This is a genomic window from Pseudonocardia sp. D17 (genome assembly GCF_036984265.1).
Classification (GTDB): Bacteria; Actinomycetota; Actinomycetes; order Mycobacteriales; family Pseudonocardiaceae; genus Pseudonocardia; species Pseudonocardia benzenivorans.
In genome coordinates this window covers 1-25646 of record NZ_BPRG01000136.1, presented here as the reverse complement: position 1 = coordinate 25646, position 25646 = coordinate 1, and the positions used below count along the sequence as shown (strand labels likewise).

The 25646-nt window shown below is 74.5% G+C and carries 21 protein-coding genes and 1 tRNA gene; 11 read left to right on the top strand and 11 right to left on the bottom strand.

Features of this window, described 5'->3' with window-relative positions; genetic code table 11:
- Positions 1-24: 24 nt before the first annotated feature.
- From prmC to argS, 9 genes are all read right to left on the bottom strand, one after another.
- Positions 25-900, bottom strand: coding sequence for a peptide chain release factor N(5)-glutamine methyltransferase (prmC, locus tag PSD17_RS20670; RefSeq protein WP_013673838.1), 876 nt, complete (start codon positions 898-900; stop codon positions 25-27).
- A 34-nt stretch (positions 901-934) separates the two neighbouring features.
- Positions 935-2035 carry a peptide chain release factor 1 gene (prfA, locus tag PSD17_RS20665; protein ID WP_013673837.1) on the bottom strand — a complete coding sequence of 367 codons (1101 nt, stop codon included), beginning with the start codon at positions 2033-2035 and terminating at the stop codon, positions 935-937.
- 74 nt (positions 2036-2109) lie between these two features.
- A complete protein-coding gene (rpmE, locus tag PSD17_RS20660) occupies positions 2110-2331 on the bottom strand; it encodes a 50S ribosomal protein L31 (RefSeq protein WP_013673836.1) in 222 nt (73 codons plus the stop codon).
- A gap of 154 nt (positions 2332-2485) precedes the next feature.
- Positions 2486-4867: a transcription termination factor Rho gene (gene rho, locus PSD17_RS20655; RefSeq protein ID WP_339124194.1), complete on the bottom strand. Its 2382-nt coding sequence runs from the start codon at positions 4865-4867 to the stop codon at positions 2486-2488.
- 352 nt (positions 4868-5219) lie between these two features.
- On the bottom strand, positions 5220-6128 hold the full coding sequence (gene thrB, locus PSD17_RS20650; protein ID WP_339124193.1) for a homoserine kinase: 909 nt from the start codon (positions 6126-6128) through the stop codon (positions 5220-5222).
- Positions 6128-7216 (bottom strand): threonine synthase, encoded by a 1089-nt coding sequence (thrC, locus tag PSD17_RS20645; RefSeq protein WP_013673833.1) that lies wholly within the window; start codon positions 7214-7216, stop codon positions 6128-6130. The genes thrB and thrC overlap by 1 nt, the downstream gene beginning before the upstream one ends.
- A 73-nt stretch (positions 7217-7289) precedes the next feature.
- Positions 7290-8660, bottom strand: a complete 1371-nt coding sequence (locus PSD17_RS20640) for a homoserine dehydrogenase (RefSeq protein WP_013673832.1) — start codon at positions 8658-8660, stop codon at positions 7290-7292.
- 224 nt (positions 8661-8884) lie between these two features.
- The gene (gene lysA, locus PSD17_RS20635; protein WP_339124266.1) at positions 8885-10381 is read right to left on the bottom strand and encodes a diaminopimelate decarboxylase; all 1497 of its coding nucleotides are present in this window, start codon (positions 10379-10381) and stop codon (positions 8885-8887) included.
- Positions 10381-12024 (bottom strand): arginine--tRNA ligase, encoded by a 1644-nt coding sequence (gene argS, locus PSD17_RS20630; protein ID WP_013673830.1) that lies wholly within the window; start codon positions 12022-12024, stop codon positions 10381-10383. The genes lysA and argS overlap by 1 nt, the downstream gene beginning before the upstream one ends.
- A gap of 286 nt (positions 12025-12310) precedes the next feature.
- Here argS and PSD17_RS20625 point away from each other — a divergent pair, with 286 nt between their 5' ends.
- The 4 genes from PSD17_RS20625 (at position 12311) to PSD17_RS20610 (ending at position 15263) form a co-directional block, all read left to right on the top strand.
- A complete protein-coding gene (locus PSD17_RS20625; RefSeq protein WP_049803633.1) occupies positions 12311-13087 on the top strand; it encodes a DUF3105 domain-containing protein in 777 nt (258 codons plus the stop codon).
- Positions 13084-13887 (top strand): DUF305 domain-containing protein, encoded by an 804-nt coding sequence (locus PSD17_RS20620; protein WP_013673828.1) that lies wholly within the window; start codon positions 13084-13086, stop codon positions 13885-13887. The genes PSD17_RS20625 and PSD17_RS20620 overlap by 4 nt, the downstream gene beginning before the upstream one ends.
- Positions 13888-13902: 15 nt before the next feature.
- Positions 13903-13974: transfer RNA gene (locus tag PSD17_RS20615), tRNA-Arg, on the top strand.
- A gap of 344 nt (positions 13975-14318) precedes the next feature.
- Complete coding sequence (locus tag PSD17_RS20610; protein WP_339124192.1) at positions 14319-15263, top strand: AraC-like ligand-binding domain-containing protein; 945 nt, start codon at positions 14319-14321, stop codon at positions 15261-15263.
- Here the strand turns inward: PSD17_RS20610 and PSD17_RS20605 are convergent.
- Complete coding sequence (locus tag PSD17_RS20605; protein ID WP_013673826.1) at positions 15260-17428, bottom strand: molybdopterin-containing oxidoreductase family protein; 2169 nt, start codon at positions 17426-17428, stop codon at positions 15260-15262. The two genes, PSD17_RS20610 and PSD17_RS20605, sit on opposite strands and share 4 nt — an antisense overlap.
- A gap of 314 nt (positions 17429-17742) precedes the next feature.
- Here PSD17_RS20605 and PSD17_RS20600 point away from each other — a divergent pair, with 314 nt between their 5' ends.
- The 6 genes from PSD17_RS20600 to PSD17_RS20575 all read left to right on the top strand — a co-directional run bounded on the left by PSD17_RS20600 (position 17743) and on the right by PSD17_RS20575 (position 23673).
- Entirely contained in the window at positions 17743-17952 is a 210-nt protein-coding gene (locus PSD17_RS20600) for a CbtB domain-containing protein (RefSeq protein ID WP_013673825.1), read from the top strand.
- A gap of 12 nt (positions 17953-17964) precedes the next feature.
- On the top strand, positions 17965-18705 hold the full coding sequence (locus PSD17_RS20595) for a CbtA family protein (protein WP_339124191.1): 741 nt from the start codon (positions 17965-17967) through the stop codon (positions 18703-18705).
- Positions 18706-18859: 154 nt separating this feature from the next.
- Positions 18860-19813 (top strand): hypothetical protein, encoded by a 954-nt coding sequence (locus PSD17_RS20590; RefSeq protein ID WP_339124190.1) that lies wholly within the window; start codon positions 18860-18862, stop codon positions 19811-19813.
- Complete coding sequence (locus tag PSD17_RS20585; protein WP_339124189.1) at positions 19810-20286, top strand: hypothetical protein; 477 nt, start codon at positions 19810-19812, stop codon at positions 20284-20286. Before PSD17_RS20590 ends, PSD17_RS20585 begins: the two co-directional genes overlap by 4 nt.
- Complete coding sequence (locus PSD17_RS20580) at positions 20286-21590, top strand: hypothetical protein (protein ID WP_339124188.1); 1305 nt, start codon at positions 20286-20288, stop codon at positions 21588-21590. The genes PSD17_RS20585 and PSD17_RS20580 overlap by 1 nt, the downstream gene beginning before the upstream one ends.
- Before the next feature lie 106 nt (positions 21591-21696).
- Complete coding sequence (locus PSD17_RS20575; RefSeq protein ID WP_339124187.1) at positions 21697-23673, top strand: TPM domain-containing protein; 1977 nt, start codon at positions 21697-21699, stop codon at positions 23671-23673.
- 368 nt (positions 23674-24041) lie between these two features.
- On the opposite strand, the gene PSD17_RS20570 is transcribed toward PSD17_RS20575, so the two are convergent.
- Positions 24042-24524: a carboxymuconolactone decarboxylase family protein gene (locus tag PSD17_RS20570; RefSeq protein WP_013673819.1), complete on the bottom strand. Its 483-nt coding sequence runs from the start codon at positions 24522-24524 to the stop codon at positions 24042-24044.
- Positions 24525-24638: 114 nt separating this feature from the next.
- Between PSD17_RS20570 and sigJ the strand changes: the two genes are divergently transcribed.
- Positions 24639-25565 carry an RNA polymerase sigma factor SigJ gene (sigJ, locus tag PSD17_RS20565; RefSeq protein ID WP_013673818.1) on the top strand — a complete coding sequence of 309 codons (927 nt, stop codon included), beginning with the start codon at positions 24639-24641 and terminating at the stop codon, positions 25563-25565.
- Positions 25566-25646: the final 81 nt, after the last annotated feature.

Genomic DNA, 25646 nt, shown 5'->3' with positions numbered 1-25646 from the left:
GCCGCCGATCGGCCCCCGGGCGGGTCAGCCGCGCAGCGGGCTGCGTCGTGCGGTGACGAACCGGGGGCGGCCCGCGAGGTCGGCATGGTCGGCGACGTCGGAGAACACCTTGCGCCGGGCCAACAACCCGGGCGCGGACTCGCCCTGGGTGTCGTCGTGCTCGATGGCGAGCCACCCGCCGTGGCGCAGCAGCCCCGCCGCCGTCGAGACGACCGCGCGGACGATCTCGAGGCCGTCGGGTCCGCCGAAGACCGCGCCGGGCGGGTCCCAGTCGGCGACCTCCGGCGGCACCGGTGTCCCGTCGGGCACGTACGGCGGGTTGCAGACGACGAGGTCGACCTTCGCCTCGAGCTCGACGAGCAGGTCGGTCCAGCGGACGTCGGCGGCGTGCAGGGTCACCGGCGTCGCCCCGGCGGCGGCCTGCGCGGCGATGTTGCGCTGGGCCCACACCAGCGCGCCCGGATCGGCCTCGACGGCGTGCACCTGCGCGTCGGGCCGCGCCGCGGCGATCGCGAGGGCCAGTGCGCCGGACCCGGTGCACAGGTCGACGACGAGCGGGTGGGCCACGTCGGCGATCCGCGCGAGCCCCCACTCGAGCAGCAGCTCGGTCTCCGGGCGCGGGGTGAACACCCCGGGGCCGACGGCGACCTCGACGGGCCCGAGGACCGCGGTGCCCAGTACGTGCTGCAACGGCTCGCGCGCGGCGCGCCGGGACACGAGCACCCGGTAGGTCTCGACGACGTCGCGGTCGACGAGCGGGACCATCGGCAGCCGGCCCCTGTCGACGCCGACGACGTGCGCGGCGAGCAGCTCGGCGTCGACCCGCGGGCTCGCCACACCCGCGGCCGTGAGGATCCGCTCGGCCTCCAGCACCGCGACACGCAGCGGCTGGCGCGTCACCGCAGGTCCTCGCGGCGAGAGCCCGGACACGGGGTCACGACCCGCTGTCCCCGATCGCGACGGTCTCGGCCCGGTCGGCCGCGACGAGCGCGGCGATGACGTCGCCGAGGTCGCCGTCGAGCACCGCGGAGAGGTTGTGCGCCTTGTAGCCGACGCGGTGGTCGGCGATGCGGTTCTCGGGGAAGTTGTAGGTCCGGATCCGCTCCGAACGGTCGACGGTGCGCACCTGCGACCGGCGCGCGTCGGACGCCCTGGCCGCGGCCTCCTCCTCGGCGAGGGCCTGCAGCCGCGACCGCAGGACCTCCATCGCCCTGGCCCTGTTCTGCAGCTGCGAGCGCTCGTTCTGGCAGCTCACGACGATGCCCGTCGGCAGGTGCGTGATGCGCACGGCCGAGTCGGTCGTGTTGACGCTCTGCCCGCCGTGCCCGGACGACCGGAACACGTCGACCCGCAGGTCGTTGTCGTCGATCTCGATGCCCGCGTCGTCGGCGCCGGTGTCGGGGTAGACGAGCACGCCGGCGGCGGACGTGTGGATGCGGCCCTGCGACTCGGTGACGGGCACCCGCTGGACGCGGTGCACCCCGCCCTCGAACTTGAGCGCGGACCAGACGCCGTCGGCGGCCGGGACCCGGGCGCGCACCGAGAGCGTGACGTCCTTGTAGCCACCCAGGTCCGACGTCGTGGCGTCGAGGATCTCGGTGCTCCAGCCGCGGGACTCGGCGAATCGGGTGTACATCCGGACGAGGTCGCCCGCGAACAGCGCGGACTCCTCGCCACCCTCACCCGACTTCACCTCGAGGACGACGTCGTCGGCGTCGTGCGGGTCGCGCGGGACGAGCAGCTCCGCGAGCCGGGCCTCGAGCGCGGGCACGCGGGCCGCGAGGTCGTCGGCCTCGGCGCCGAACGTGGGGTCGTCGGCGGCCAGCTCCCGGGCGGCGGCCAGGTCGTCGCGGACCGACGCCAACTCCTTGGCGACGGCGACGACCGGCCCGATCTCGGCGTAGCGACGGCCGAGCCTGCGCGCCCTGGCGGGGTCGGCGTGGACCGCGGGATCGGCGAGCATGAGCTCGAGGTCGGCGTGCTCGGCCAGCAGCGCGTCGGCGGTCTGCGGGGCCGTTGTGGACGTCTCGGTCATGGTCACCTCCTGCGCAGGGTCCGGACAGACGGACGGCGCCCACCACGAGACCGTGGTGGGCGCCGTCGGTGCAGCTACTTGCCGGAGCGGGCGCGCTTGCCGTAGCGGGCCTCGAAGCGGGCCACGCGGCCGCCGGAGTCGAGGATGCGCTGCTTGCCCGTGTAGAACGGGTGGCACTGCGAGCAGGTCTCGGCGTGGATCGAGCCGCTGGTCTTGGTGCTGCGGGTGGTGAACGTGTTCCCGCAACCGCAGGTGACCGTGGTCTCGACGTACTCGGGGTGGATGCCCGACTTCATGGAAGTTCCTCTCCAGGGAGGGCCGCCGGGTCCCCTGCTGTGCCGACGGGATCGCCGACAGGGGTGAACCGGAGCCACTGCGTGACGCTCAATTGAACCACCACGGGCCACCGGCTGTTCCCGGTGGCCCCGTGGCGGACTCCCGTGCGGGAGGTCAGTCGTTGTCCGGGCCCGGCGTCGACTTCGCCACCGTCATCAGGAACTCGATGTTGGTGCGCGTCTTGCGGAGCCGGTCGAGGACGAGGTCGATGGCCTGCTGGTCGTCGAGCGCGGCGAGCACCCGGCGGAGCTTGACGGTCACCGCGAACTCGTCGGGCGACATCAGCAGCTCCTCCTTGCGCGTGCCGGAGGCGTCGACGTCGATGGCCGGGAAGACCCGCTTGTCGGCGATCTTGCGGTCGAGCTTGAGCTCGGCGTTGCCGGTGCCCTTGAACTCCTCGAAGATCACCGTGTCCATCGTCGACCCGGTCTCGACCAGCGCCGTCGCGAAGATCGTGAGCGAGCCGCCGTCCTCGATGTTGCGCGCCGCGCCCAGGAACCGCTTGGGCGGGTAGAGCGCGGTCGAGTCGACACCACCGGAGAGGATCCGGCCCGACGCGGGCGCGGCCAGGTTGTAGGCGCGGCCGAGCCGGGTGATCGAGTCGAGCAGCACGACGACGTCGTGGCCCATCTCCACCAGGCGCTTCGCCCGCTCGATGGCGAGCTCGGCGACGGCGGTGTGGTCCGACGGCGGGCGGTCGAAGGTGGAGGCGATGACCTCGCCCTTCACCGACCGCTGCATGTCGGTGACCTCCTCCGGCCGCTCGTCGACGAGCACGACCATGAGGTGGACCTCGGGGTTGTTCGTGGTGATCGCGTTGGCGATCGACTGCAGCACCATCGTCTTGCCGGCCTTCGGCGGGCTGACGATGAGGGCGCGCTGTCCCTTGCCGACCGGCATCACCAGGTCGATGACGCGGGTGGTCAGCTTCGACGGCTCGGTCTCCAGGCGCAGCCGCTCGTTCGGGTAGAGCGGGGTGAGCTTGGTGAACTCCGGGCGCGCCTTGGCGGCCTCGGGATCGCGGCCGTTGACGGTGTCGACGCGCACCAGCGGGTTGAACTTCTGCCGCTGCTGCTCGCCCTCGCGCGGCTGCCGGACCGCACCGGTGATCGCGTCACCACGGCGCAGGCCGTACTTGCGCACCATCGACAGCGACACGTAGACGTCGTTCGGCCCCGACAGGTATCCGGTCGTCCGGACGAACGCGTAGTTGTCCAGGATGTCGACGATGCCGGCGACGGGCAGCAGGACGTCGTCGTCACGCACCTCGGTGTCGACGTTGCCCTGGCCACCACCCTGGCGGTCCCGGCCGCGGCGGCGGTCGCGGAACCGGCGACCGCGGCGGCCCCGGCCGTCGCCGTCGTCGTCGCCGTCGTCGTCGCGGGAGTCGTTGCCGCGGGTGTCGACCCCACGCTGGTCGTTGCCGCGGCCGTCGTTGTTGCGGCCGTCGTTGTTGCGGCCGTCGCCGGCACGCGAGTCGTTGCCCCGGGAATCGTTGCCGCGCTGGCTGTTCCGCCCGCCGCGGTCGTCCCCGCGGTCGTTGTCACGACGGTCGTCGCGCCGGTCGTCGTCGCGCCGGTCGCGCCGGTCGTTGTCGCGGCCCCGGCGCTCGCCCCGGCCGTCGCCCGCCCCGGCGCGCTCGACGCCGTTGGTGCGCTCGGCGGCGCGGTCGCGGACGTCCGTGCCGGCGTCGGCGGCCTGGCCGCCGTCGGCCTGGTCGCCGCCACGGCGACGGGTCTGCCGGCGCCGGCCCGTGGTCTCGGGCTCGGCGTCGGCGGCGTCGGCCGACGGAGCGGCGGCACGCGCGGGCTCAGCGGCGGCAGCGGTCTCGGTGATGGCCGCGATCTCGGTGACCGCCGCGGTCTCACCGACAGCGGTGCTCCCGGCGGCGCTGTTCCCCGCGGAGGTGCTCCCGGCGGAGGTGCTTCCGGCGGCCGGGGCCTCGACGGCCGGGGCCTCGGCGACGGAGGCCGCATCCGCGCCGGTCGCGGCCTCGGCGACCGACGGGGCCTCGACGGCCGGCGTCCGGGCGGGCGCCCCCGCCGGACGGCTCGCGGCCCGGCGACGGGTGCGCACCGGCTTCTCGGCGGGCGGCGCCTCGGTCACCGGCGCAGTGGCTCCGGCAGACGGCGTCTCGGCCGCCGTGGTCTCAGGGGCCGCGGTATCAGAGGCCTGAGCGGCGGCGGGCGACTCCGCGGCCGGGACGGCGGGCGCGTCGGCGGCCGCCGCAGCGGACCCGCGGCCCCGTGCGGGGCGCGAGCCCGTGGTGGCGCCGGCCGTGTCGTCGGTCGCGCCGTCGCCGAGCGCGAGCTGCGGCGACGCGGGGCCGCCGGCCTGGCGCTCCTTGATGGCGGCGATCAGATCGCCCTTGCGCATCCCGGCGGTGCCGGGGATGTCGAGCTCGCCCGCCAGCTGGCGCAGCTCCGCCAGCACCATTCCGGACAGGCCCTTGCGCTTGGCGGGGGCGGCGGTGCTGACGAGATCGGTCTCGCTCACGAAGGTCCTTCCTGACCGGCCCGGGTCGTCCGGCCCGGACCAGCGGATTCACACGCTCGTCCGAACGGTTGGCCGGACGAGAATCGGAGACGGGGCCGCGTGGCCGGCAACCGTCCCGACGTCAAGGGGGTGGCGATTCAATGCGACGGTCGCGGGGAAGAGGCCCCTCTGGCCGGATGTACGCCTGCTGCCTCCCCTGGAGACCGAGGGCGAGGGTTCCGGCTCGAGAGACCACGCGGATGACGCGTGTATCGCCGTGCGACGCCGAGGGTAGACGGTCCGCCCTGGTCCGGGCAACCAACCCCGGCATCGGCGCGCCGCGGGAACCGCCCTGCGACGTGCCGCCGGGCGGTCAGCCGATCTCGACGCGCGGGCCTGCGGTGTCGACCGGCAGCACCATCGCGGTGAAGCCGGTGGTGTCGACGTCGTCGGGGATGCGCGCGTCCGAGGTCAGGGCCAGGACCGACGGTCCGGCGCCGGAGATCGCCGCGGGCACACCACGGGCCCGCAACGCGTCGACCAGATCGGCCGACTCCGGGTAGGCGGGTCGCCGGTAGCCCTGGTGCAGCCGGTCCTCGGTGGCCGCGAGCAGCAGGTCGGGCCGTTGGGTGAACGCGAGCACCGACAGCGCCGTGCGGCTCCCGGTGAACGCGGCGTCGGCCAGCGGGACCCGTTCGGGAAGCAGGCCACGTGTCGTCTTGGTCGACGACTCGACCTGCGGGACGAGCGCCACGGGACGGATGTCCGCGTGGGTCTCGAGGCGTACAGCGTTGAACCGCTGCGCGGTATTCCCCGGCGTCTCCCAGGCGACGACGAACCCGCCCATCAGGCTCGCCGCCGCGTTGTCGGCGTGCCCTTCCATACCCGCGGTGACCTGCAGCAACGCCGTGTGCTCCAGCTCCAGGTCGCGGCCGGTGAGCACCGCGGCGGCCAGTGCCCCGGCGACGGCAGCGGCCGCGGAGCTGCCCAGCCCGCGCGAGTGCGGGATCGCGTTGCGGCACCGCATGCGCAGCCCGGCGGGCGGCTCCTCGCCCAGCAGCGCCCACGTCGCGTGCATCGCGGACACGACCAGGTGCGTTTCGTCACACGGCACCTGGCCGGCGCCCTCGCCCGTGACCTCGACGAGCACGTCGTCGTACCCGTCGACGCAGACCTCGACGTCGTCGTAGAGGGCGAGCGCGAGCCCGAGCGAGTCGAAGCCCGGGCCGAGGTTGGCCGACGACCCGGGCACCCTGACCCGCACCTCCGTCGGCCGACCCATCAGGCCAGCTCCAGAGCGGCCGCGACGGCCGCGGGGTCGATCGGGACGATCTCCGGGTCCGGCGCGGTGAGCAGCGCGGTGTCGGGGTCCTTGAGCCCGTGCCCGGTGACGGTGCACACGACGAGCGAGCCGCGCGGCAGCGTCCCCCCGGCCGACGACTTGAGCAGGCCCGCGACGCTGGCCGCCGACGCGGGCTCGACGAACACCGCCTCGCGGGCCGACAGCAGCCGGTACGCGGCGAGGATCTCGTCGTCGGTGACGGCGGCGAACAGCCCGCCCGACTCGTCGCGTGCGGCGACGGCGGTCCCCCACGACGCCGGGGCGCCGATGCGGATGGCCGTCGCGATCGTCTCGGGGTTCTTCACCGGCGCACCGTGGACGAGAGGCGCGGCGCCCGCGGCCTGGAAGCCGAACATGCGCGGCAGCTCCGGGATGACCCCGTCGGCGTGGTAGGCGCGGAAACCCTTCCAGTAGGCGGTGATGTTGCCGGCGTTGCCGACGGGCAGGCAGTGCACGTCGGGCGCGCGGCCCAGGTCGTCGCAGATCTCGTAGGCGGCGCTGGCCTGGCCGGCGATCCGCGTCGGGTTGACGGAGTTCACCAGCGCGATCGACGGGTAGTCCGACGTCGTCTTGCGGGCGAGCTCGAGGCAGTCGTCGAAGTTCCCGTCGATCTGCAGGATCCGCGCACCGTGCGCGACGGCCTGGGCGAGCTTGCCCAGCGCGATCTTGCCGCGGGGGACGAGCACCGCGCACGTCATGCCCGCCCGCGTGGCGTAGGCCGCGGCCGACGCCGAGGTGTTGCCCGTCGACGCGCACAGCACGCTCTGCTTGCCCTCGGCGAGCGCGGCGGTGACGGCCATCGTCATGCCGCGGTCCTTGAACGACCCCGTCGGGTTGGCGCCGTCGACCTTGAGGTGCACCTCGCAGCCGGTGAGCTCCGAGAGGACCGGCGCGGGCAGCAGCGGCGTGCCGCCCTCGCCGAGGGTGACGATCGTCCAGTCGTCCTGGACCGGCATCCGGTTGCGGTAGGCCTCGATCACACCGGGCCAGCGCACCGCCCCGGTCCGCGACGGCGTCGCCGCGCTCATCGCGCACCCCCGTCGGCGCCCGGCCGGCGCTGCGCGCCCGCGCCGTGTCGTCCGCTCACTCGCTGTGGCTCGCTCACCCGGTCACCCCCAGGGCGCTCACCGAGCGGCCCAGATCCTCGACGCGCAGCACGCTCTCGACGCCGCGCACGGCGTCGAGACCCTCCAGCGCCTCCACGGTGGACGCGAGCGCCGAGTCCGGCGCCGCGTGTGTGACGACGACGAGCCGCACGGCAGCGCTGCCGCCGGCCGATCCTCCGTTGCGGCCGCCCCCGTACTGGCGGACGGCGGCGATGCTGACGTCGTGCTGGGCGAACTCGCGCGCGACGGCGGCCAGCACACCGGCGCGGTCGGCGACCTCCAGGCTGACGTGGTAGCGCGTCGACACCGCGCCCATCGGCAGCACCGGCAGGCTCGCGTAGGTCGACTCGCGCGGCCCGCGCCCACCGACGACGAGGTTGCGCCCGACCGCGACGAGGTCGCCCAGCACCGCGCTCGCCGTCGGGGCACCGCCCGCGCCCTGGCCGTAGAACATGAGCTGGCCGGCGGCCTCGGCCTCGACGAACACCGCGTTGAACGCGCCGTCGACCGACGCGAGCGGGTGCGCGGACGGGATCATCGCCGGGTACACGCGCGCGGACACCGCGTCGGCGGCGCCGTCCTCGCTCGGGACGCGTTCGCAGATCGCGAGCAGCTTGATCGTGCAGTCGAGGCTCGCGGCCGCGGCGATGTCGGCGGCGCTGACGGTGCGGATGCCCTCGCAGTGCACGTCGGCGGCGGTGACGCGGGTGTGGAACGCCAGCGACGCGAGGATCGCGGCCTTCGAGGCGGCGTCGTACCCGTCGACGTCGGCGCTCGGGTCGGCCTCGGCGTACCCGAGGCGGGTCGCCTCCTCCAGCGCGTCGGTGTACCCGGCCCCCGAGGACGCCATCGAGGACAGGATGAAGTTGGTCGTGCCGTTGACGATCCCCGCGACCCGGGTGATCCGGTCGCCGACGAGCGACTCGCGCAGCGGGCGCAGCAGCGGGATCGCCCCGGCGACGGCCGCCTCGTAGTAGAGGTCGGCCCCCGAGGCGTCGGCCGCCTCGGCGAGCACCGCGCCGTCCTCGGCGAGCAGCGCCTTGTTCGCGGTGACGACGGACTTGCCCGCCTTGAGCGCCTCGAGCAGCAGCGTGCGGACCGGTTCGATGCCGCCGACCACCTCGACGACGATGTCGACGTCGTCGCGGGTGACCAGGCCCGCGGCGTCGGCCGTGACGAGCCCGGCCGGGAGCTCGGGATGCTTGTGCGGGCGGCGCACCGCCACGCCGACGAGCTCGACCGGCGCGCCGACGCGCGCCGCGAGGTCGTCGGCCTGGTCGGTCAGCAGCCGGACGATCTCGCCGCCGACCGTGCCGCAGCCGAGCAGCGCCACCCTGATGGGTGCGCCCTGGGCCCTGTCAGTCACGAAGTCGTCTCCCCTGCACCTGGTGTCGTCACCGGCTCTCGCTCCCCGCGGCCGACGGCGTCGTCGACGCGGGTGGCACCGGCCGGACGGCGCCGACGGGCCGCCTGCCGGCCGGTCCCGGGCGTGCCCCGCGGCCCGCCCGGAGTCGCGGCGACCCGTCAGATCATCCCTGTTCGCGGTACGTCACGGTACGGCCCGTCGCCCGGGTCACTGCGAACCCGGTCTCACGAGCCACCCCCACGGGTGGCCGCGGACGGTGCCGTCGCCTCGGCCCCTGGGTCGACCTCGAGCCGGAACTGGTCGTCGACCGTCTCGCGGCGCAGGATCAGCCGGGCCCGCCCGTCGCGGACCGCGACGACCGCGGGGCGGGGCAGCCGGTTGTACGAGCTGGCCATCGAGTAGCAGTAGGCGCCGGTCGCCGCGACGGCGAGCAGGTCGCCGGGCCCGAGGTCGGCGGGCAGCCAGCAGTCGCGCACGACGATGTCGCCGGACTCGCAGTGCTTGCCGACGACCCGCGAGAGAGCGGCGTCGGCGGAGCCGTCGGGGCTGTCCGCGGCCGAGGACCGCGAGACCAGCCGGCAGTCGTACACCGCGTCGTAGAGCGCGGTCCGGATGTTGTCGCTCATCCCGCCGTCGACGCTGACGTAGCGGCGCGCGCCGCTGCCCAGCGGGACGTCCTTGAGCGTGCCGACCTCGTAGAGGGTCACCGTGCCGGGCCCGGCGATCGCCCGGCCGGGCTCGACCGCGATGGCCGGGACGTCGAGGTCCTCCGCGTGGCACTCCCGCTTGACGATGTCGCGCAGCTGCGCGGCCAGCTCGGCGACGTCGAGCGGTGACTCCTCGGCGCGGTAGGCGATGCCGAAGCCGCCGCCGAGGTCGAGCGTCGTGAGGTCCTCGAGCGCGTCGGCGCCGTGCTCGGCGTGCAGCCGGGCGAGGAACCGCACGACGCGGTGCGCCGCGACCTCGAACCCCTCGGTGTCGAAGATCTGGCTGCCGATGTGGCTGTGCAGGCCGACGAGACGCAGCCCGCGCGCGGCCAGCACCCGGCGGGCGGCCTCGGCGGCCGGGCTCGTGTCGCCGCCGGAGATCGAGAAGCCGAACTTCTGGTCCTCGTGCGCCGTCGCGATGAACTCGTGGGTGTGCGCCTCGACGCCGACCGTCACCCGGATCATCACCGGGACGACGACGTCGCGCGCACGGGCGACCGCGTCGAGCCGGGCGATCTCGTGGAAGGAGTCGACGACGATCCGTCCCACCCCGGCCGCCACCGCCTCGTCGAGCTCCGTCGCGGACTTGTTGTTGCCGTGCACCGCGATCCGCTCCGCCGGGAAGCCCGCGCGCAGGGCCACGGCCAGCTCCCCGCCGCTCGCGACGTCCATGCTGAGGCCCTCGTCGGCGACCCAGCGGGCGATCTCGGTGCTCAGGAACGCCTTCGCCGCGTAGTGCACCGCCTCGGCCCCGAACGACGCGGCGAACTCCGCCGCCCGTGACCGGAAGTCGGCCTCGTCGACGACGAACAGCGGCGTCCCGTAGGTCTGCGCGAGATCGCGGACGTCGACGCCCGCGATCCGCACGACCCCGTCGGCGCCGCGCACCGCGTTGCGCGGCCAGACCGCGGTTGCGAGCCCGTCGAGCTCCGCGGCGCCGCCCGGCCTGGGGCCGGCCGTCTCGGGCGGGACGGTGACGCCCGCGTGCAAGGGGCCCGCGGGATGGGCGTTGATCACATCCGCTCCGGCGCGCTCACGCCCAGCAGCTCCAGTCCGTTGGCGAGCACCTGGCGCGCGGCGACGCACAGCGCCAGCCGGGCCCGGTGCAGCTCGGTGATCTCCTCGTCGCCCAGCGGCAGGACCCGGCAGGCGTCGTAGAACTTGTGGTACGCGCTGGCCAGCGACTCGAGGTAGCGGGCGACGCGGTGCGGCTCGCGCAGCTCGGCGGCCGCCCGCACCACCTCGGGGAACTCGCCGATCGTGCGGATGAGGTCGCCCTCGCGCGGGTGCTCGAGCAGCCCGAACTCCACGCCGGGAGTGAGCCCGACGTCGGCGGCGTTGCGCGCGAGTGACGCCAGCCGCGCGTGCGCGTACTGCACGTAGAAGACCGGGTTGTCGTTGCTGCGCCGGACGAGCAGGTCGAGGTCGACGTCGAGGACCGAGTCGACGGAGCTGCGGATCAGCGAGTACCGCGCCGCGTCGACGCCGACGGCCTCGACCAGGTCGTTCATCGTGACGACGGTGCCCGCCCGCTTGCTCATCCGGACCGGTGTGCCGTCCTTGACCAGGTTGACCATCTGCCCGATCAGCACCTCGACGACGGCAGGGTCGTCGCCGAACGCGGCGGCCGCCGCCTTGAGCCTGCCGATGTAGCCGTGGTGGTCGGCGCCCAGCATGTAGATGAGCAGGTCGAAGCCGCGGGCGCGCTTGTCGCGGAAGTAGGCGATGTCGCCGGCGATGTAGGCGGGCCGCCCGTCGCTCTTGATGACGACGCGGTCCTTGTCGTCGCCGTGCTCGGTGGAGCGCAGCCACCAGGCGCCGTCCTTCTCGTACAGCGCGCCGGAGTTCTTGAGCTCCTGCACCGACCGCTCGACCGCACCCGACTTGTGCAGCGAGTCCTCGTGGAACCAGACGTCGAAGTCGGTGCCGAAGTCGTGCAGGTCGGACTTGATCTCGTCGAACATGAAGCCGACCCCGACCCGGCGGAACACCTCGTCGCGCTCCGGGGAGTCCAGCGCGCCCGGCTCGGCCGCGACGACCCGCGCCGCGATGTCGGCGATGTAGGCCCCGCCGTACCCGTTCTCCGGCGCGGGCTCGCCCTTGGCCGCCGCGACCAGCGACGCGACGAACCTGTCGATCTGGCCGCCCGCGTCGTTGAAGTAGTACTCGCGCGTGACGGCCGCCCCGCGCGCCGACAGGATCCGGCCCAGCGCGTCGCCGACCGCGGCCCAGCGGGTCCCGCCCAGGTGCAGCGGGCCCGTCGGGTTGGCCGACACGAACTCGAGGTTGACGCTGCGTCCCGCCAGCTCGTCGCCGGTGCCGTAGGCCGCGCCCGCCGCGAGGACCTGCCCGACCATGGCGCCCTGGGCGTCGGACGCCAGCCGCAGGTTGATGAAGCCGGGCCCGGCGATCTCGGCGGAGGCGATGCCGTCGCGCGCGGCGAGGGCCTCGGCGAGCCAGGTCGCGAGGTCGCGCGGGTTGACGCCCGCCTTCTTGGCGGTGCGCAGCGCGACGTTGGTGGCGTAGTCGCCGTGCTCGGGGTTGCGAGGGCGTTCGACGCCGACGTCGTCGGGCAGCGCCGCCGCGTCGAGGCCTCGGTCGGCCAGCACGTCCAGCGCGGCGACACGGACCAGGTCGGCGAGCACGTCGGGAGTCACCGTTGCGAGTCTAGGAGGTGCTGCTCAGGTGGGTCTCAGGTGGCACTTCTACACTGCGGCACCGCGCGGGCTGTGGTGCGCGCGACGATTCCCAGGGTGGTCGGAAGAGGTCAGCGGTTCGATGGTCAGCGGCAAGAGCAGCAAGTCGGCGCGCAATCCGCAGGCGGGGCGGGGTGCGCAGCCGACCCGTGGCGACCGGTCGAGCCGGGGCGGCCGGTCGACCGGGGCCGGCCAGGGCTCCCGCTCTCCCCGCACCGCGTCGTCGGGCCGCGGCTCGAGGTCGGCGGTGAGCGGGGCCCGCAAGTCGTCGGCCGTCCGCGGCCGGTCGACGCCGTGGGGCATGATCTCGCTGATCCTCGTCGTGGTGCTCTTCGCGGGCGGGCTGGGGTGGTACCTGGTCGCCAAGGCCAACGCCCCGTCGTACACGCCGTCCGAGCGCAACCAGGACCCGTCGACACAGATCGCGGGCGTCCAGGTGATCAAGTACACCGGCGGCAACCACGTGCTGCCCGACCAGCGCGTCGCCTACACCCACAGCCCGCCCTTCGGCGGCGCGCACGACGGGTTCTGGGCGGCGTGCAACGGCGTCGTCTACCCGACGCCCGTGCGCCAGGAGAACCTCGTGCACGACCTCGAGCACGGCGCGGTGTGGATCGCCTACAACCCCGACACCGTCAGCAGCGAGGGCGTCGCGACGCTCGCGTCGAAGGTGCAGGGCCAGACCTACATGGTGATGGCCCCCTACCCCGGGCTCGACCAGCCGATCTCGCTGCAGTCGTGGGGCCACCAGCTCAAGGTGTCGGACCCGAACGACCCGCGGATCGACCAGTTCATCCAGGCCCTGCGGCTCAACCGGTACCAGTACCCGGAGGTCGGGGCGACCTGCGCCGCGCTCGGCCCGGGCCAGTTCGACCAGGACAACCCGCCCCCGTTCGTGCCGACGCCGCCGACGAGCCAGATCGACGGCAAGACCGTCGTGGACGAGAACGCCGCGGGCAACCCCGCGGCCACCACGGACCAGAGCGGGATGGGCGGCGCCGTCCCGAACACGGGCGGCCAGTGACCGCCGCGGACGTGACGCACCCCGACCCGGCGGGACCCGTGGACCCGGTCGAGGCCGAGGTCTCGCCCCCCGTGCCCCCGCTCGACGACCCGCCCGCCGAGGACGAGCACGACGGCGGTGGCGGCGGTGGCGAGCCGCGCTGGGTGCGCCCCGCCGTGATCATCGGCGCCGTGCTCGCGCTGTTGCTGCTCGGCGGCGCAGGCGGCCTGCTCGTCGGGCTGCACAACGCCCCGGGTGACCTGTCGGTCCCGCAGGCCGACTCGGTCGACGTCGGGTTCGCGCAGGACATGACCGTGCACCACCAGCAGGCCGTCGACATGGCGAACTGGGAGCGCGACCACACGAGCGACCCCGCCCTGCGCCAGCTCGCGTTCGACATCGAGTCGACGCAGACCGCGCAGATCGGCCGGATGCAGGGCTGGCTCGCGCTCTGGGGCCAGCCGGCGCAGCACAGCGGCGCCTACATGCAGTGGATGGTCGGCGCGCCCGCGCACGACCACGGCCCCACCGTCGCCGCCGCCGGGATGGCCGCGATGCCGGGCATGGCCACCGACGACGACCTGCGCAGGCTGCGGGCGTCGACGGGCAAGGAGCTCGACGTGCTGTTCCTGCAGCTCATGCTCCGCCACCACGAGGGCGGAGCAGGGATGCTCGAGTACGGCGCCAAGTACGCGCAGGTGCCCGACGTGCGCAACCTCGCCGCGCAGATGCTCAGCTCGCAGACGTCGGAGGCCCAATACATGACGCAGCTGCTGGCCGAGCGCGGGGCCCAGCCGTTGCCGGTGAACGCGGTGCGCTAGGGTTTCTCGCGTACGGCCCCCGTAGCTCAGGGGATAGAGCACCGCCCTCCGGAGGCGGGAGCGTAGGTTCGAATCCTACCGGGGGCACTCCGAGTGCCTACAGCCCAAACGGCCCCTCACCTGCTGAGACAGGGCGAGGGGCTGTTCTGTGTTGCCTGGGCGTCGCGACACCGAGGTCGCGTGCCGTCGGACTGGCCGAGTTCGCGAAGGACATCGAGGCGGCTGTGCACGCTCCCCCGCTACCTCGTGAACCTGGCGACGCCGCCGAAGGGCCGGTCTGCCGGCCGGACGCGCCGCCGTCCCCGAGGACGCGCTGACGCATTCTCGGCTCCACGGGCACCGGGAACCCGTGGATGCGTCTCCGCAGGTCGAAGCACCCGATCGACCGGATGCGCGCACCCCGCGCCGCAGCGTAGCGTCGGCCACCAGCCATGGAAATCACCACGATCGACACGGCGTCGGTGGCCGAGCGCGACCGGCTCGACTTCTGGCGTTCGACGGTGTGCGACCAGTTCGTGACGCTCGACGTGCGGCCCGCCGCCGGGTCCGACGTCCGGGGCCGTGTCACCGCGGTGTCCATGGCCGACACCCAGCTGCGCAAGATCGCCGCCGGGGCACACCACTTCGAGCGCACGACCCGGCAGGTCCGGACGGCCGACGAGGACTACTTCCAGATAGCCCTGGCCCGCAAGGGCCGCACGCTCGTCGCGCAGGACGGGCGCGAGGCGGTGATCGGTCCCGGCGACTTCGTGCTCTACGACAGCGCCCGGCCGTTCCGCTTCGTCACCGCGGGCGACTTCGAGTACTCGGTCTGCCTGTTCCCGACGCGGCTGCTGCCGCTGACCCGCGCCGAGCTGACGGCGGCCACGGCCGTCCGCTTCGACGGCCGGTCCGGCGTCGGCGCGATGGTCCCGCCGCTGCTGGCCGCGCTGCACCGGCTCGACGCGGAGAGCCTGCCGCCGGCCAGCCGCACCGCGATCATGCAGTCGATCGGCGACGTGTACGTCGCACTCGTCCGCAGCCGGGTGGACCCGGCGTCGTCGCCCAACCTGCACCTGCTGCGCGCCCAGGCCTACATCGACGAGCACCTGTCCGACCCGGCGCTGACGCCCGCGCAGATCGCCGCCGCCTGCGCCATCTCGGTGAGCTACCTGCACAAGCTGTTCTCGGAGACGGACACGAGCGTCGGCGCCTACGTCCGGGAGCGGCGGCTGCAGGCGTGTTTCGCCGAGCTGGCCCGCCCGGATTGCGCCGCGCTGACGGTGGGCGCGATCGGCGCGCGGTGGGGGCTGCCCGACTCGGCACATTTCAGCCGCGCCTTCCGGGCCCGGTTCGGGGTCTCCCCCAGCGCACACCGGGCCAGGAGCGTCGGTTAGGCGATCTCCACCTCGACGAGGGTGTCGGAGAACGTCGGGGCGTTGCCGAGGTCGGCGAACTGCGTCGAGTTCACCGCGGCCAGCGTGGCCGTCGCCTTCGAGTGCTTGCGCCATCCGCCCAGGCTCGACACGACGACCCCCGGCATGACGGCGTCGTCGAGCTTGGCCAGGACGGTGAACTCGCCGCGGTCGTTGAACACCCGCACCGGGTCCTGGTCGGAGATCCCGCGGGCGGCGGCGTCGTCGGGATGCATGATCACGTTGGGCTCCTTCTGCACCCGCCGGTGGAACGCGTGGCTGGCGAAGCTGGAGTTGATGTACGCGTGCGACTTCGGCGTCAACAGGTTCAGCGGGTAGCGCGCGGCCCGCTCGGGATCGGTGTGCGCGGCCTCGCGCGGCGGGATGTAGTGCGGCAACGGGTCGACGGGCTGGCCGGGCTGGAACTCGTTGGAACCCTGCCGGAACAGCGGGACGACGAAGTTGCCGCCCGCGGCCGCGGACGCGGCGAGCTCGGTCCTGCCCGACGCCGTCGGGAAGTTCCCCTCCGCGTGCGGGGCGTACTCGTCGGGCGGCGGGACGGTGAGCCGCTGCCAGCCCTTGTCCTTCAACGACTCCACGGTGATGCCCTGCATGTGCGGGTGGGACCAGTCGAACGCCTCGGCGATCATGTCGTCGTCGGAGCGCCGGAAGACGGGGTCGTCGAAGCCCATCCGGGCGGCGAGGCGTCGGAACATCTCGGTGTTGGGGACGGCCTCACCGAGCGGTTCGATGGCCCGGTGGTTGTAGGTCACGTAGAGGTGACCCCAGGAGAACATGATGTCGTCCTGCTCGAGCTGCGTCGTGGCGGGCAGGACGATGTCGGCGTAGTCGGCGGTGTCGGTCATGAACTGTTCGCTCACGACGGTGAACAGGTCCTCCCGCTGCAGGCCCTCGATGAGCTTGTCCTGGTCGGGACACACGACGACGGGGTTCGAGTTGTAGACCATCAGCCCCTTGATCGGCGGGTCGAGCGCGAGCCCGCCGGTGAGGGCCTCGCCGAGCAGGAACTGGTTCACGATCCGGGTGCCCGGCGTCAACATGTCCGGGCGCATGAACGCGCCCCAGTTGACGGGGAACGCCCACAGGGGCAGCTGCAGGATGCCGCCACCGGGCTTGCGCCAGGCCCCGACGAGCGCGGGGAGACACGCCAGCGCGCGGACGGTCTGGCCGCCGCCGGCGTGGCGTTCGACGGCCACCCCGATCCGGATGACCGACGGCTGGCCGCCCGCGTACTCGCGCGCCAGCGTGCGGATGGTGTCGGCCGGGACGCCGGTCTCGGCCGCCGCCCACTCCGGCGTGTACTGCGCGACCCGTTCCGCGAACTCCGGGAAACCGACGGTGTGGGCGTCGACGTAGGCCTGGTCGGTGAGGCCCTCGGAGATGATCACGTGGGCCATCGCGAGCGCGAGCGCGGCGTCGGTGCCCGGGCGCAGCGGGATGTGCTGGTCGGCGGCCGCGGCCGTGCGGGTGCGCACCGGGTCCACGACGACGACCTTCGCGCCGCGTTTGCGGGCCTCGGCGATGTAGGGCCACAGGTGCAGGTTCGTGGACATGACGTTGCACGCCCAGATCAGGATGAACTTCGAGTGCACGAGGCTCTCGGGGTCGACGCCCGCGGTGTCGCCGATGGTCATGGCGTAGGCGGTACAGGAGCCGGAGTCGCAGTAGGTGCGCTCGGAGATCGTGGCGCCGAGCTTCGCGAAGAACGGGTCGCCGACGTTGAGCCCGTTGAGGATGCCCTGGGTCCCGAGGTAGCTGACGGGCATGATCGCCTCGCCGCCGTGCTCGTCGACGATGCCGCGGAAGCGGGTGGCGATCTCGTCGAGCGCGTCGTCCCACGTGATCCGCTCGAACCGGCCACTGCCCTTGGGTCCGGTGCGGCGCAACGGGAACAGCACGCGTCCGGGGTCGTACACGCGGTCGAGGTAGTTGTTGACCTTCACGCACAGCCCGCCCGCGGTGTACGGGTGCTCGGGGTCGCCCCGCACCTCGACGGCGCGACCGGCGTCGTCGACGGTCACGACCATCGCGCACGTGTCGGGGCAGTCCTGCGGGCAGGCGGCCCGCACGGTCCGGGGCGCGCTCGGGTCGGTGGCTCTCGTGGTGGGCTCGGCAGCCGCGGTCATGGCTCTCCCCGTCACTGCGTGGTGGTGGTCCGGGACGTGTGGTGAGGATCTCCGCCCGCGCCCGCGCGCGCTTGGCCGGCAGAGCACAGTCCTTGTCGCAGCGGGCAGAACTCGTCGGCGACACGGACCCGCGGGCACGGGACGGCTGTACCGGACGACTCACGCTATCCGCGTAACTACGCAGGTAGAGGCGGTATCCGAAGACTGGGACGGACCTTGACTTTCGGTCGAGGGCACCTCACCCTCTCATCTGTCGATTCGTTCAGATGACTCCCGGCCGCTCGCTCGCGAGCCCCGTACCCAGGAGGTCTTTCATGGCTCAGGGCGCGTCCCTCCCCGTCGCCTCGGTGCCCGTCGTCCCCGTCCGCGAGCTGGTGCCGTGGGCGGTCTTCGCGGGCGTCATCCTGCTGGCGCTGCTCTACCTCGTCGGCCTGGACCAGGGTGCGACCTCGGTGTTCTCCGGCTCGATGCTGCACGAGTTCGTGCACGACGGCCGCCACCTGCTCGGCTTCCCCTGCCACTAGGAGCAACCGCCCATGGTCAGGACCCTCCTGGTCCGCGGCATGATCGCGGGCGTCGTCGCGGCGGTGCTCGCGTTCGCGTTCGCGTGGCTGTTCGGTGAGCCCGCGCTCGACGGCGGCATCGCGTACGAGGACGCCCTCGCCGCGGCCGCCGGCGAGACCGGCGGTGAGGAGCTGGTGTCGCGCGGCGTGCAGTCGACCGTCGGACTGCTCGTCGCGCTGCTGATCTACGGCATCGTCGTCGGTGGCGTCCTGGCGCTCGTCTACGCGGGCGTGCAGGGGCGGCTGCTGCGGCTCGCACCACGCGCGACGGCGGGCGTGCTGGCGCTCATCGGCTACGTCGTCGTCGTGCTCGTGCCGTTCCTCAAGTACCCGTCCAACCCACCGGCGTCGAGCGCCGACGACACGATCGGGCTGCGCAGCGGGACCTTCGTGTTCATGCTGCTGCTGTCGGTCGTCGCCGCGGTCGTGGCGGTAGCCGTCGGACGGCGGCTGGTCGAACGGTTCGGCACGTGGAACGGGGTGCTCGCGGGCGCGGCGGTCTACGTCGTCCTCGTGGGCGTCGTCGCCGCGCTGCTGCCCGTGGTGTCGGAGACGCCCGCCGACTTCCCGGCGGTCGTGCTCTACAACTTCCGGGTCGCGACGCTGGGCATCCACGCCGTCCTCTGGACCGCGGTCGGGCTGCTCTTCGGCCTGTTCGTCACGCGCGGTCTCCGCAGCTCCGAGCGCCCGTCCGCGGGCGCGGGCGTCGGCTGAGGCCGCACGCCGGGCACCGTCCGACGACGGGCCACGTCGCGGCGTCCCGCCGCGGGGTGGCCCGTCGTCCGCTGTGCGCATCCACCGCCCTGTGCGCATCCACCGCCCTGTCCGCATCCACCGCCCTGTCCGCATCGACCCGGGAACCTCGCTCATGACCAGCTGGCCACGTCGTCTGTGCGGCGTGTTCGTCCTCGCGGTGGTGCTGCTGCCCGCCGGGGCGGTGGCCGCGTCGGCGCACAGCGGCGGGCTCGAGCCGCAGCCGGTGCTGCCGCAGGTCGTCGCCGTCGAGCCGGCGGTGCCCGGGTTGCAGGTCAGCGTCGTCGAGTACGGCGCGCGGCTGCGGATCGACAACGGCACCGGCTCACCCGTCGACGTGGCCCCCGCCGGCAGCGCGCGGACCGTCGAGCCGGTCGTCGCGCCGGGGACCACCGCGCGCTGGGCCGATCCGCGGGTCGCCGGGGCCGACGGGGGCGCCGGGCCGGAACCGGTCGGGTGGAGCGTGCCGCTGACCGTCGGCGACACCGCCGTCGTGGTGCGCGGGGAGACGGTCCGCCCGCCCGCGCCGTCGCCCGGCCCGTGGTGGCTGCTCACCGCGGCCGTCGCCGCGGCCGCCACCGTGCTCGGGTCGCTCGCGGTGCGCCGCCGGGCGGCGGCGATCGCGACGGCGGCGCTGTCGGTCGGGATGGTCGCGTCCTACGTGGTGCACGTGCTGGGCTCGGCGCTCGCCCCCGACGACGTCGACTACTGGCCGACGGTGTGGCGCACGGCGGGCGTCGTCGGCACGGTGGCCGTGGTGGCGGCGCTGGCCGGGGCGGTGCTCGTCGTCGCGGGCAGACGGTTCGGGCTGCTGCTCTGCGCGCTGTCCGGTGCGCTGCTGGTGCTGCTCACCGGCGCCGACGTCGGGAGCTTCGGCAACGCGGTGCTCCCGTTCGGCTGGGCCCCCGACCTCGACCGGGTCACGACCGCGCTGACCTTCGGCGGCGGGCTCGGCCTGTTCCTCACGGGGTTCGCGGTGCTGCGCGCGCTGACCCCCGCTCCCCCGCCCGACCCCCCGACGGCCCCCGATGCCGTCGAGGATCTCGACCCCGCCGAGGAGTCCCGATGACCCCCCGTCCCGCCCGTGCGGCCCGCGCCGCGACGGGATCCCTGCTGCTGGTGCTCGTCGCGGGGTGCGCGTCCGGCACAGGGGCGCCGGCCACGACCGCGGCGCCGGCCGCCGCGGCGAGCGCCGTCGCCCCGAGCAGCGCCGTCCCGCCGAGCACCGCCGTCCCCCCGGCCTCCGTCTCCCCGGCTGCCGCGACGCCTGCGCCCGACGCCACGCGCCGGCTCGCCGTCGCCTGGGCGGGCGGCCGGGCGACCGGAGACACCGGCAAGGTCGCGGTCGCCGTGGGGACGCCCGTCGAGATCACCGTGACCAGCGACCGGGCCGACGAGCTGCACCTGCACGGGTACGACCTGTCCGCCGCGCTGACCGCGGGGGGCTCGGCGACGCTGAGGTTCACCGCGTCGCTCGCCGGGGTGTTCGAGCTGGAGCTGCACGGTGCCGACCGGGAGCTCCTGCGGCTGCAGGTGGGGTGATGCTGCTCGCCCACGGCGTCGGCACCCGTGGCGACCTGCCGGTGCCGGTCGAGCTCGCCGCGACGGCGGCGGGCGCCGTGCTCGTGGGCACGTTCGTCGCGCTCGGGCTGCTGTGGAGGTCCCCGCGGCTGCGCGGGGGCGAGGCGGGCCGGCCCGTGCCCGCGCCGGTGGCCCGGCTCGTCGGGTCCCCCGTGCTCCGCGGGGTGCTGCGCGGCCTGGTGCTCGTCGCCGCGGTGCTCGTCGTCGTGGTCGGGCTCGCCGGTCCGGCGCAGACCCCGCGCAACCTCGCGCCGTGGGTCTTCTACGTGACGTTCTGGGTCGGCCTGGTGCCGGCCTCGCTGCTCCTCGGGCCGGTGTGGCGAGTGCTCAACCCGCTGCGGTCGGTGCACGCCGGGCTCGCCGCGGTGGCGCGGATCGACCCCGAGCAGGGCGTCCGGGACCTGCCCGCGCGGGTCGGGCTGTGGCCCGCGGCGGTGTCGCTCGCCGCGTTCGCGTGGCTGGAGCTGGTGTTCCCCGAACCGGCGGACCCGCGCGTCGTCGCGGGTGTCCTGGTCGGGTACGCGCTCGTGCACGTCGGCGCCGCGCTGGTGTTCGGGCGGCGCTGGTTCGCCCACGGGGACGGGTTCGAGGTGTGGTCGACGCTGCTCGGCTCGCTCGCCCCGATCGGCCGTCGTGACGACGGGACGCTGGTGTGGCGCAACCCCGCCGACGGGCTCGACGCCGTCCGCGGGCGGCCGGGGCTCGTCGCCGTCGTGCTCGTGCTCGTCGGCTCGACGGCCTTCGACGGGCTCTCGCGCTCGAGCCTGTGGGCCGACAACGCGCCGCGCGGCCCGCTGGCCGCGACCCTGGGCCTCGTGGTGGTGACGGGCGTCGTCACCGGGCTGTACCTGCTGGGCACGTGGCGGCCCGACCCGGTCCGGCGCGCCGAGCCCGTCCGGCTGCCGACGGCCTTCGCGCACACGATCGTCCCGATCGCGGCGGGCTACGCGGTCGCGCACTACTTCTCACTGTTCCTCTTCGACGGCCAGCTGCCGTTCGTGCTGGCGAGCGACCCGTTCGGGACGGGCGCCGATCTCCTGGGCACGGCGGGCCGCGCGGTCGACTACACGCTCGTCGGCACCGTGACGATCGCGGCCGTGCAGGTGGGGGCGATCGTCGTCGGGCATGTGCTGGCGGCGGTCTGCGCACACGACCGCGCGGTGCAGCTGTTCCCGCCCGCGATCGCCGTGCGCATCCAGTACCCGCTGCTCGCCGCCATGGTCGTGCTCACGTGCGGGGCCGTCGCGCTGGTCCTCGCGCCCTGAGCCGCGCCCGGCCGGGGGCGCAGCACCCGGCCCGTCGCCCGGCCGGGGCGCCGACGCGTGATGATGGCGGTGTCCGATGCGGACCCCTCGACGATCGGAGATCCCGGTGCGCCGGTTCCTCGCCCCCGCAGCGCTGCTCGCGGCGCTGGTGGTCGCGTTGCTCACGATGTCGGCAGGCCTCGCGTCGGCCGACGCGCCGCTACGGGCGGCCGACCGGATCACCGACCGGGCGAACGCGCTCGACGCCTCCGGGCGCGCCCAGGTCACCGACGCCATCGCCCGGCTGCGCACCGACACCGGCTACGACCTGTTCGTCGTCTACGTCCGCTCGTTCGACGGCCGCAGCGGCGAGGACTGGGCGCACGCCACCGCCGTGCAGTCCCAGCTGGGGGCGCGCGACGTCCTGCTCGCGGTCGCGACCGACGACGGCGCCTACGGCTACTCGGTCGAGGACGGCTTCCCGGTACCCGTCGACACGATCGCCGCCGAGCAGGTCGAGCCGAAGCTCGCCGCCCGCGACTGGTCGGGCGCGGCGGTCGCGATGGCCAACGGGCTGCGGACCGGGGGCAGCAGCGGCACCGGAGCGTTGCCGCTGGTCATCGGCGGGGTGGTGATCGTCGGCGGCGGGGCGTGGCTGCTCACCCGGCGGCGCCGCTCGGCTGCCACCACGTCGGACGCCACCACCCCGGCCGGTGCCCCGCAGCAGCCGGCCGGGCCGCCCGACCCCTTCCCCGGCGAGTCGACCGAGGACCTCGGCTACCGCTCCAGCCAGGCGCTCATCGCCGTCGACGACGCGGTCCGCACCTCCGAACAGGAGCTCTCCGCGGCGCGGGCACACTTCGGTGAGGAGCCCGTCGCACCGTTCGCCGCCGCGCTCGACGCGTCCCGTGCGGACATGCTGGCGGCATTCGAGATCCGCCAGCAGCTCGACGACGACGTGCCCGAGGACGAGCCCACGCAGCGCCGGATGCACGCAGAAATCCTGCGGCTGGCCACCGCGGCCGACGAACGGCTCGACGCCCAGGTCGAGGCGTTCGACCGGCTGCGCGGCCTCGAGGCCGACGCCCCCGGCTACGTCGAGGGCGTCGCGTCGCGGGTCGCCGCCGCGACGGGCAGCGTGGCCACCGTCGAGGCTGCCTGGGACGAGCTGCGCCGCCGATGGGCCGCGACGAGCCTGGAACCCGTCGCCGGCAACCTGGACCAGGCGAAGGCGCTGCTCGCCGACGCCGCCACCGAGATCGCCGAGGCCCGGGCCCGGCTCGCGACACCGCCGCAGGCCGTCGTCGACGGGCGGGCCGCGGAGGACGCCGTCACTCAGGCCGAGACGCTGCTCGCCGGCGTCGAGCGCCGCGATCGCGAGCTCGTCGAGGCCGCCGGACGCATCCCTGCCGCACGCGCCGAGGTCGAGCAGGACCTCGCCGAGGCCGCGACGCTGCCGTCGGCGGACCGGGCCGTCGTCGCCAGGGCCCGGGCCGCACTGGACGCCGCCGCAGCAGCCGCCGACGCCCCCCTGCCCGACCCCGTCGCCGCGCTGCACCTGCTGGAGGAGGCCGACGCCGCTCTCGACCGGACGATCGCCGACGCCCGCGAGCAGCAGGACCGCGACCGGCGCACCGCCGCGGCCCTCGACCAGGTCCTCGTCACCGCGCGCTCGGCCGTCGCCGCCGCCGAGGACTTCGTCACGACCCGGCGCGGCGCCATCGGCGCGCAGGCCCGGACCCGACTCGCGGAGGCGCAGCGGCACCTGCAGGCCGCGACCGCCGGCGGCGACCCCGCCGTCGCGCTGCGCTCGGCGCAGCAGGCGGAGTCGATGGCCCAGCAGGCGTTGCAGCTCGCGCAGGCCGACGTCGCGCGCTGGTCGGGGCCCTCCGGCGGGGGCGGCGGCGCGGCCGTCGAGCTGGGCAGCCTGGTCCTCGGAGGCATCCTGTCCGGCGCCTTGCGCGGCGGCGGGGGCTACCGCGGCGGGGGTTACGGCAGCGGTTTCGGGGGCGGTTTCGGGGGCGGCGGCCACGGCGGCCGGTCGCCCGGCAGCTTCGGCGGCTCCGCCTCCCGCGGCCGCCGCGGCGGTGGCGGCCGCTTCTGACGACCCCTGCGAAGGGGGTGGCGGCCGCTACCGACGACCGGCCGGCGGAGGTCGCAGCGGTCGAGCTCGCCCGCCGTCCCGGGGCGCCCGTCCTCGGCGCTGCACATCGACCGGACGGGGACGCCCAGGTTGCGCTCGACCCACCGCGCGCAACCCCAGCGCTGCACATCAGCCGGACGAGGACGCCCAGGTTGCGCTCGACGCACCGCGCGCAACCCCAACGCTGCACATCAGCCGGACGAGGACGCCCAGGTTGCGCTCGACCCACCGCGCGGGCTCGACCGGCAGCGACCGAGTCGGTCGAGCCCGGCCGACGCCCGGCGGGTCGGGCTCGTCCGACGCGCGGCGGGTCGGGCGCGGCGAACCCGTCAGGCCGGGACGACGCCCGCGACCTGCCGGGTCGCGACGTTGAGCCGGTTCCAGACGTTGACGGCCGCGATCGAGACCAGCAGCGCGGAGAGCGCCTCCTCGTCGAAGTGGCGCGCCGCCTCGGCCCAGACGTCGTCGGGAACGGGGTCCGGGCTGTCGGCGAGCCGCGTCACGGCCTCGGTCAGCGCGAGCGCGGCCCGCTCCGCGGCGGTGAACCACGGGGCGTCGCGCCAGGCGGCGACCGTCATGAGCCGCGCGGCGTCCTCCCCACCGCCGCGAAGGTCGCGGGCGTGCATGTCGACGCAGACGCTGCAGCCGTTGATCTGGCTGGCCCGCAGGTGGACCAGCTCGCGCAGCTCCTTCGGGATGCCGTGCCCCTCGGTCGAGCCGCTGAGCGCCAGCAGCGCCTTCATGGTGGCCGGCAGGACCATCACGGGGTGGGTCATCCGGGCGGTGAGCGCGGAGGTCTCGGTCGTCGTCATCGGTCTCGTCTCCTCGGTGCGCAACTCGGTCAGCAACTCTGGGGCAACGACGGTCACACCGGCCGTTCCGGCGCCGTCACTGCTATGACGGACCCCGACGGAGGCATGTGACCGATGAGCCCGAACGCCCTGCACGACGACACCGCCGGCGACGGCCTCGCCCGCCGGTTCGAGGAGCACCGGCCTCGGCTGCGCGCCGTGGCCTACCGGATGCTCGGCTCGGTCGCCGAGGCCGACGACGCCGTGCAGGAGGCCTGGCTGCGCCTGCAGCGCACCGGGTCCGACGGCATCGACGAGCTGGGGGCATGGCTGCGGACGGTCGTGTCGCGGGTGTGCCTCGACATGCTGCGCAGCCGCAGTTCGCGGCGCGAGGAACCGCAGGGCGTGCACGTCCCCGACCCGGTCGTCGGACCGGCGGAGGAGCCCGGCCCGGAGCAGGAGGCGCTGCTGGCCGACTCGGTCGGGCTCGCGCTGCTCGTCGTCCTCGACGCGCTCGACCCGGCGGAGCGGCTCGCGTTCGTGCTGCACGACATGTTCGCCGTCCCGTTCGACGAGATCGCCGCGCTCACCGACCGGTCCCCCGCCGCCGCGCGTCAGCTCGCGAGCCGCGCCCGGCGCCGGGTCCAGGGCTCCGCGCCGCGGCCCGACTCCGACCCCGCCGCGCGGCGACGGATCGTCGACGCCTTCTTCGCCGCGGCCCGCGACGGCGACGTCGAGGCGTTGGTGGCGGTGCTCGCGCCGGACGTCGTGCTGCGGTCCGACGGCGGCACCCGCCGCCCCGCGGCGACGGTCGAGGTGCGGGGCGCCCGGACGGTCGCGTCGCGGGCGATCATGTTCTCGCACATGGGACCGTGGACGCGGCGCGTGCTGGTCAACGGGATGCCGGGCGTCGTCGTCGCCCCGGACGGCGTCCCCGAGACGATCATGGCGTTCACCGTGTCGGACGGGCTGATCGTCGCGATCGACGCGCTCTCGGACCCCGACCGCGTCGCGCGACTCGTACCGTCCCTGGACACGATCCGCTCGGATACCGACAGCTGACCGCGCGAGCCGGGCGACCCCCACGCAGCACCGACGACGCGCGGGCCCCGCGCCCACCGCCCACGACCCCCGCGGGCCCGC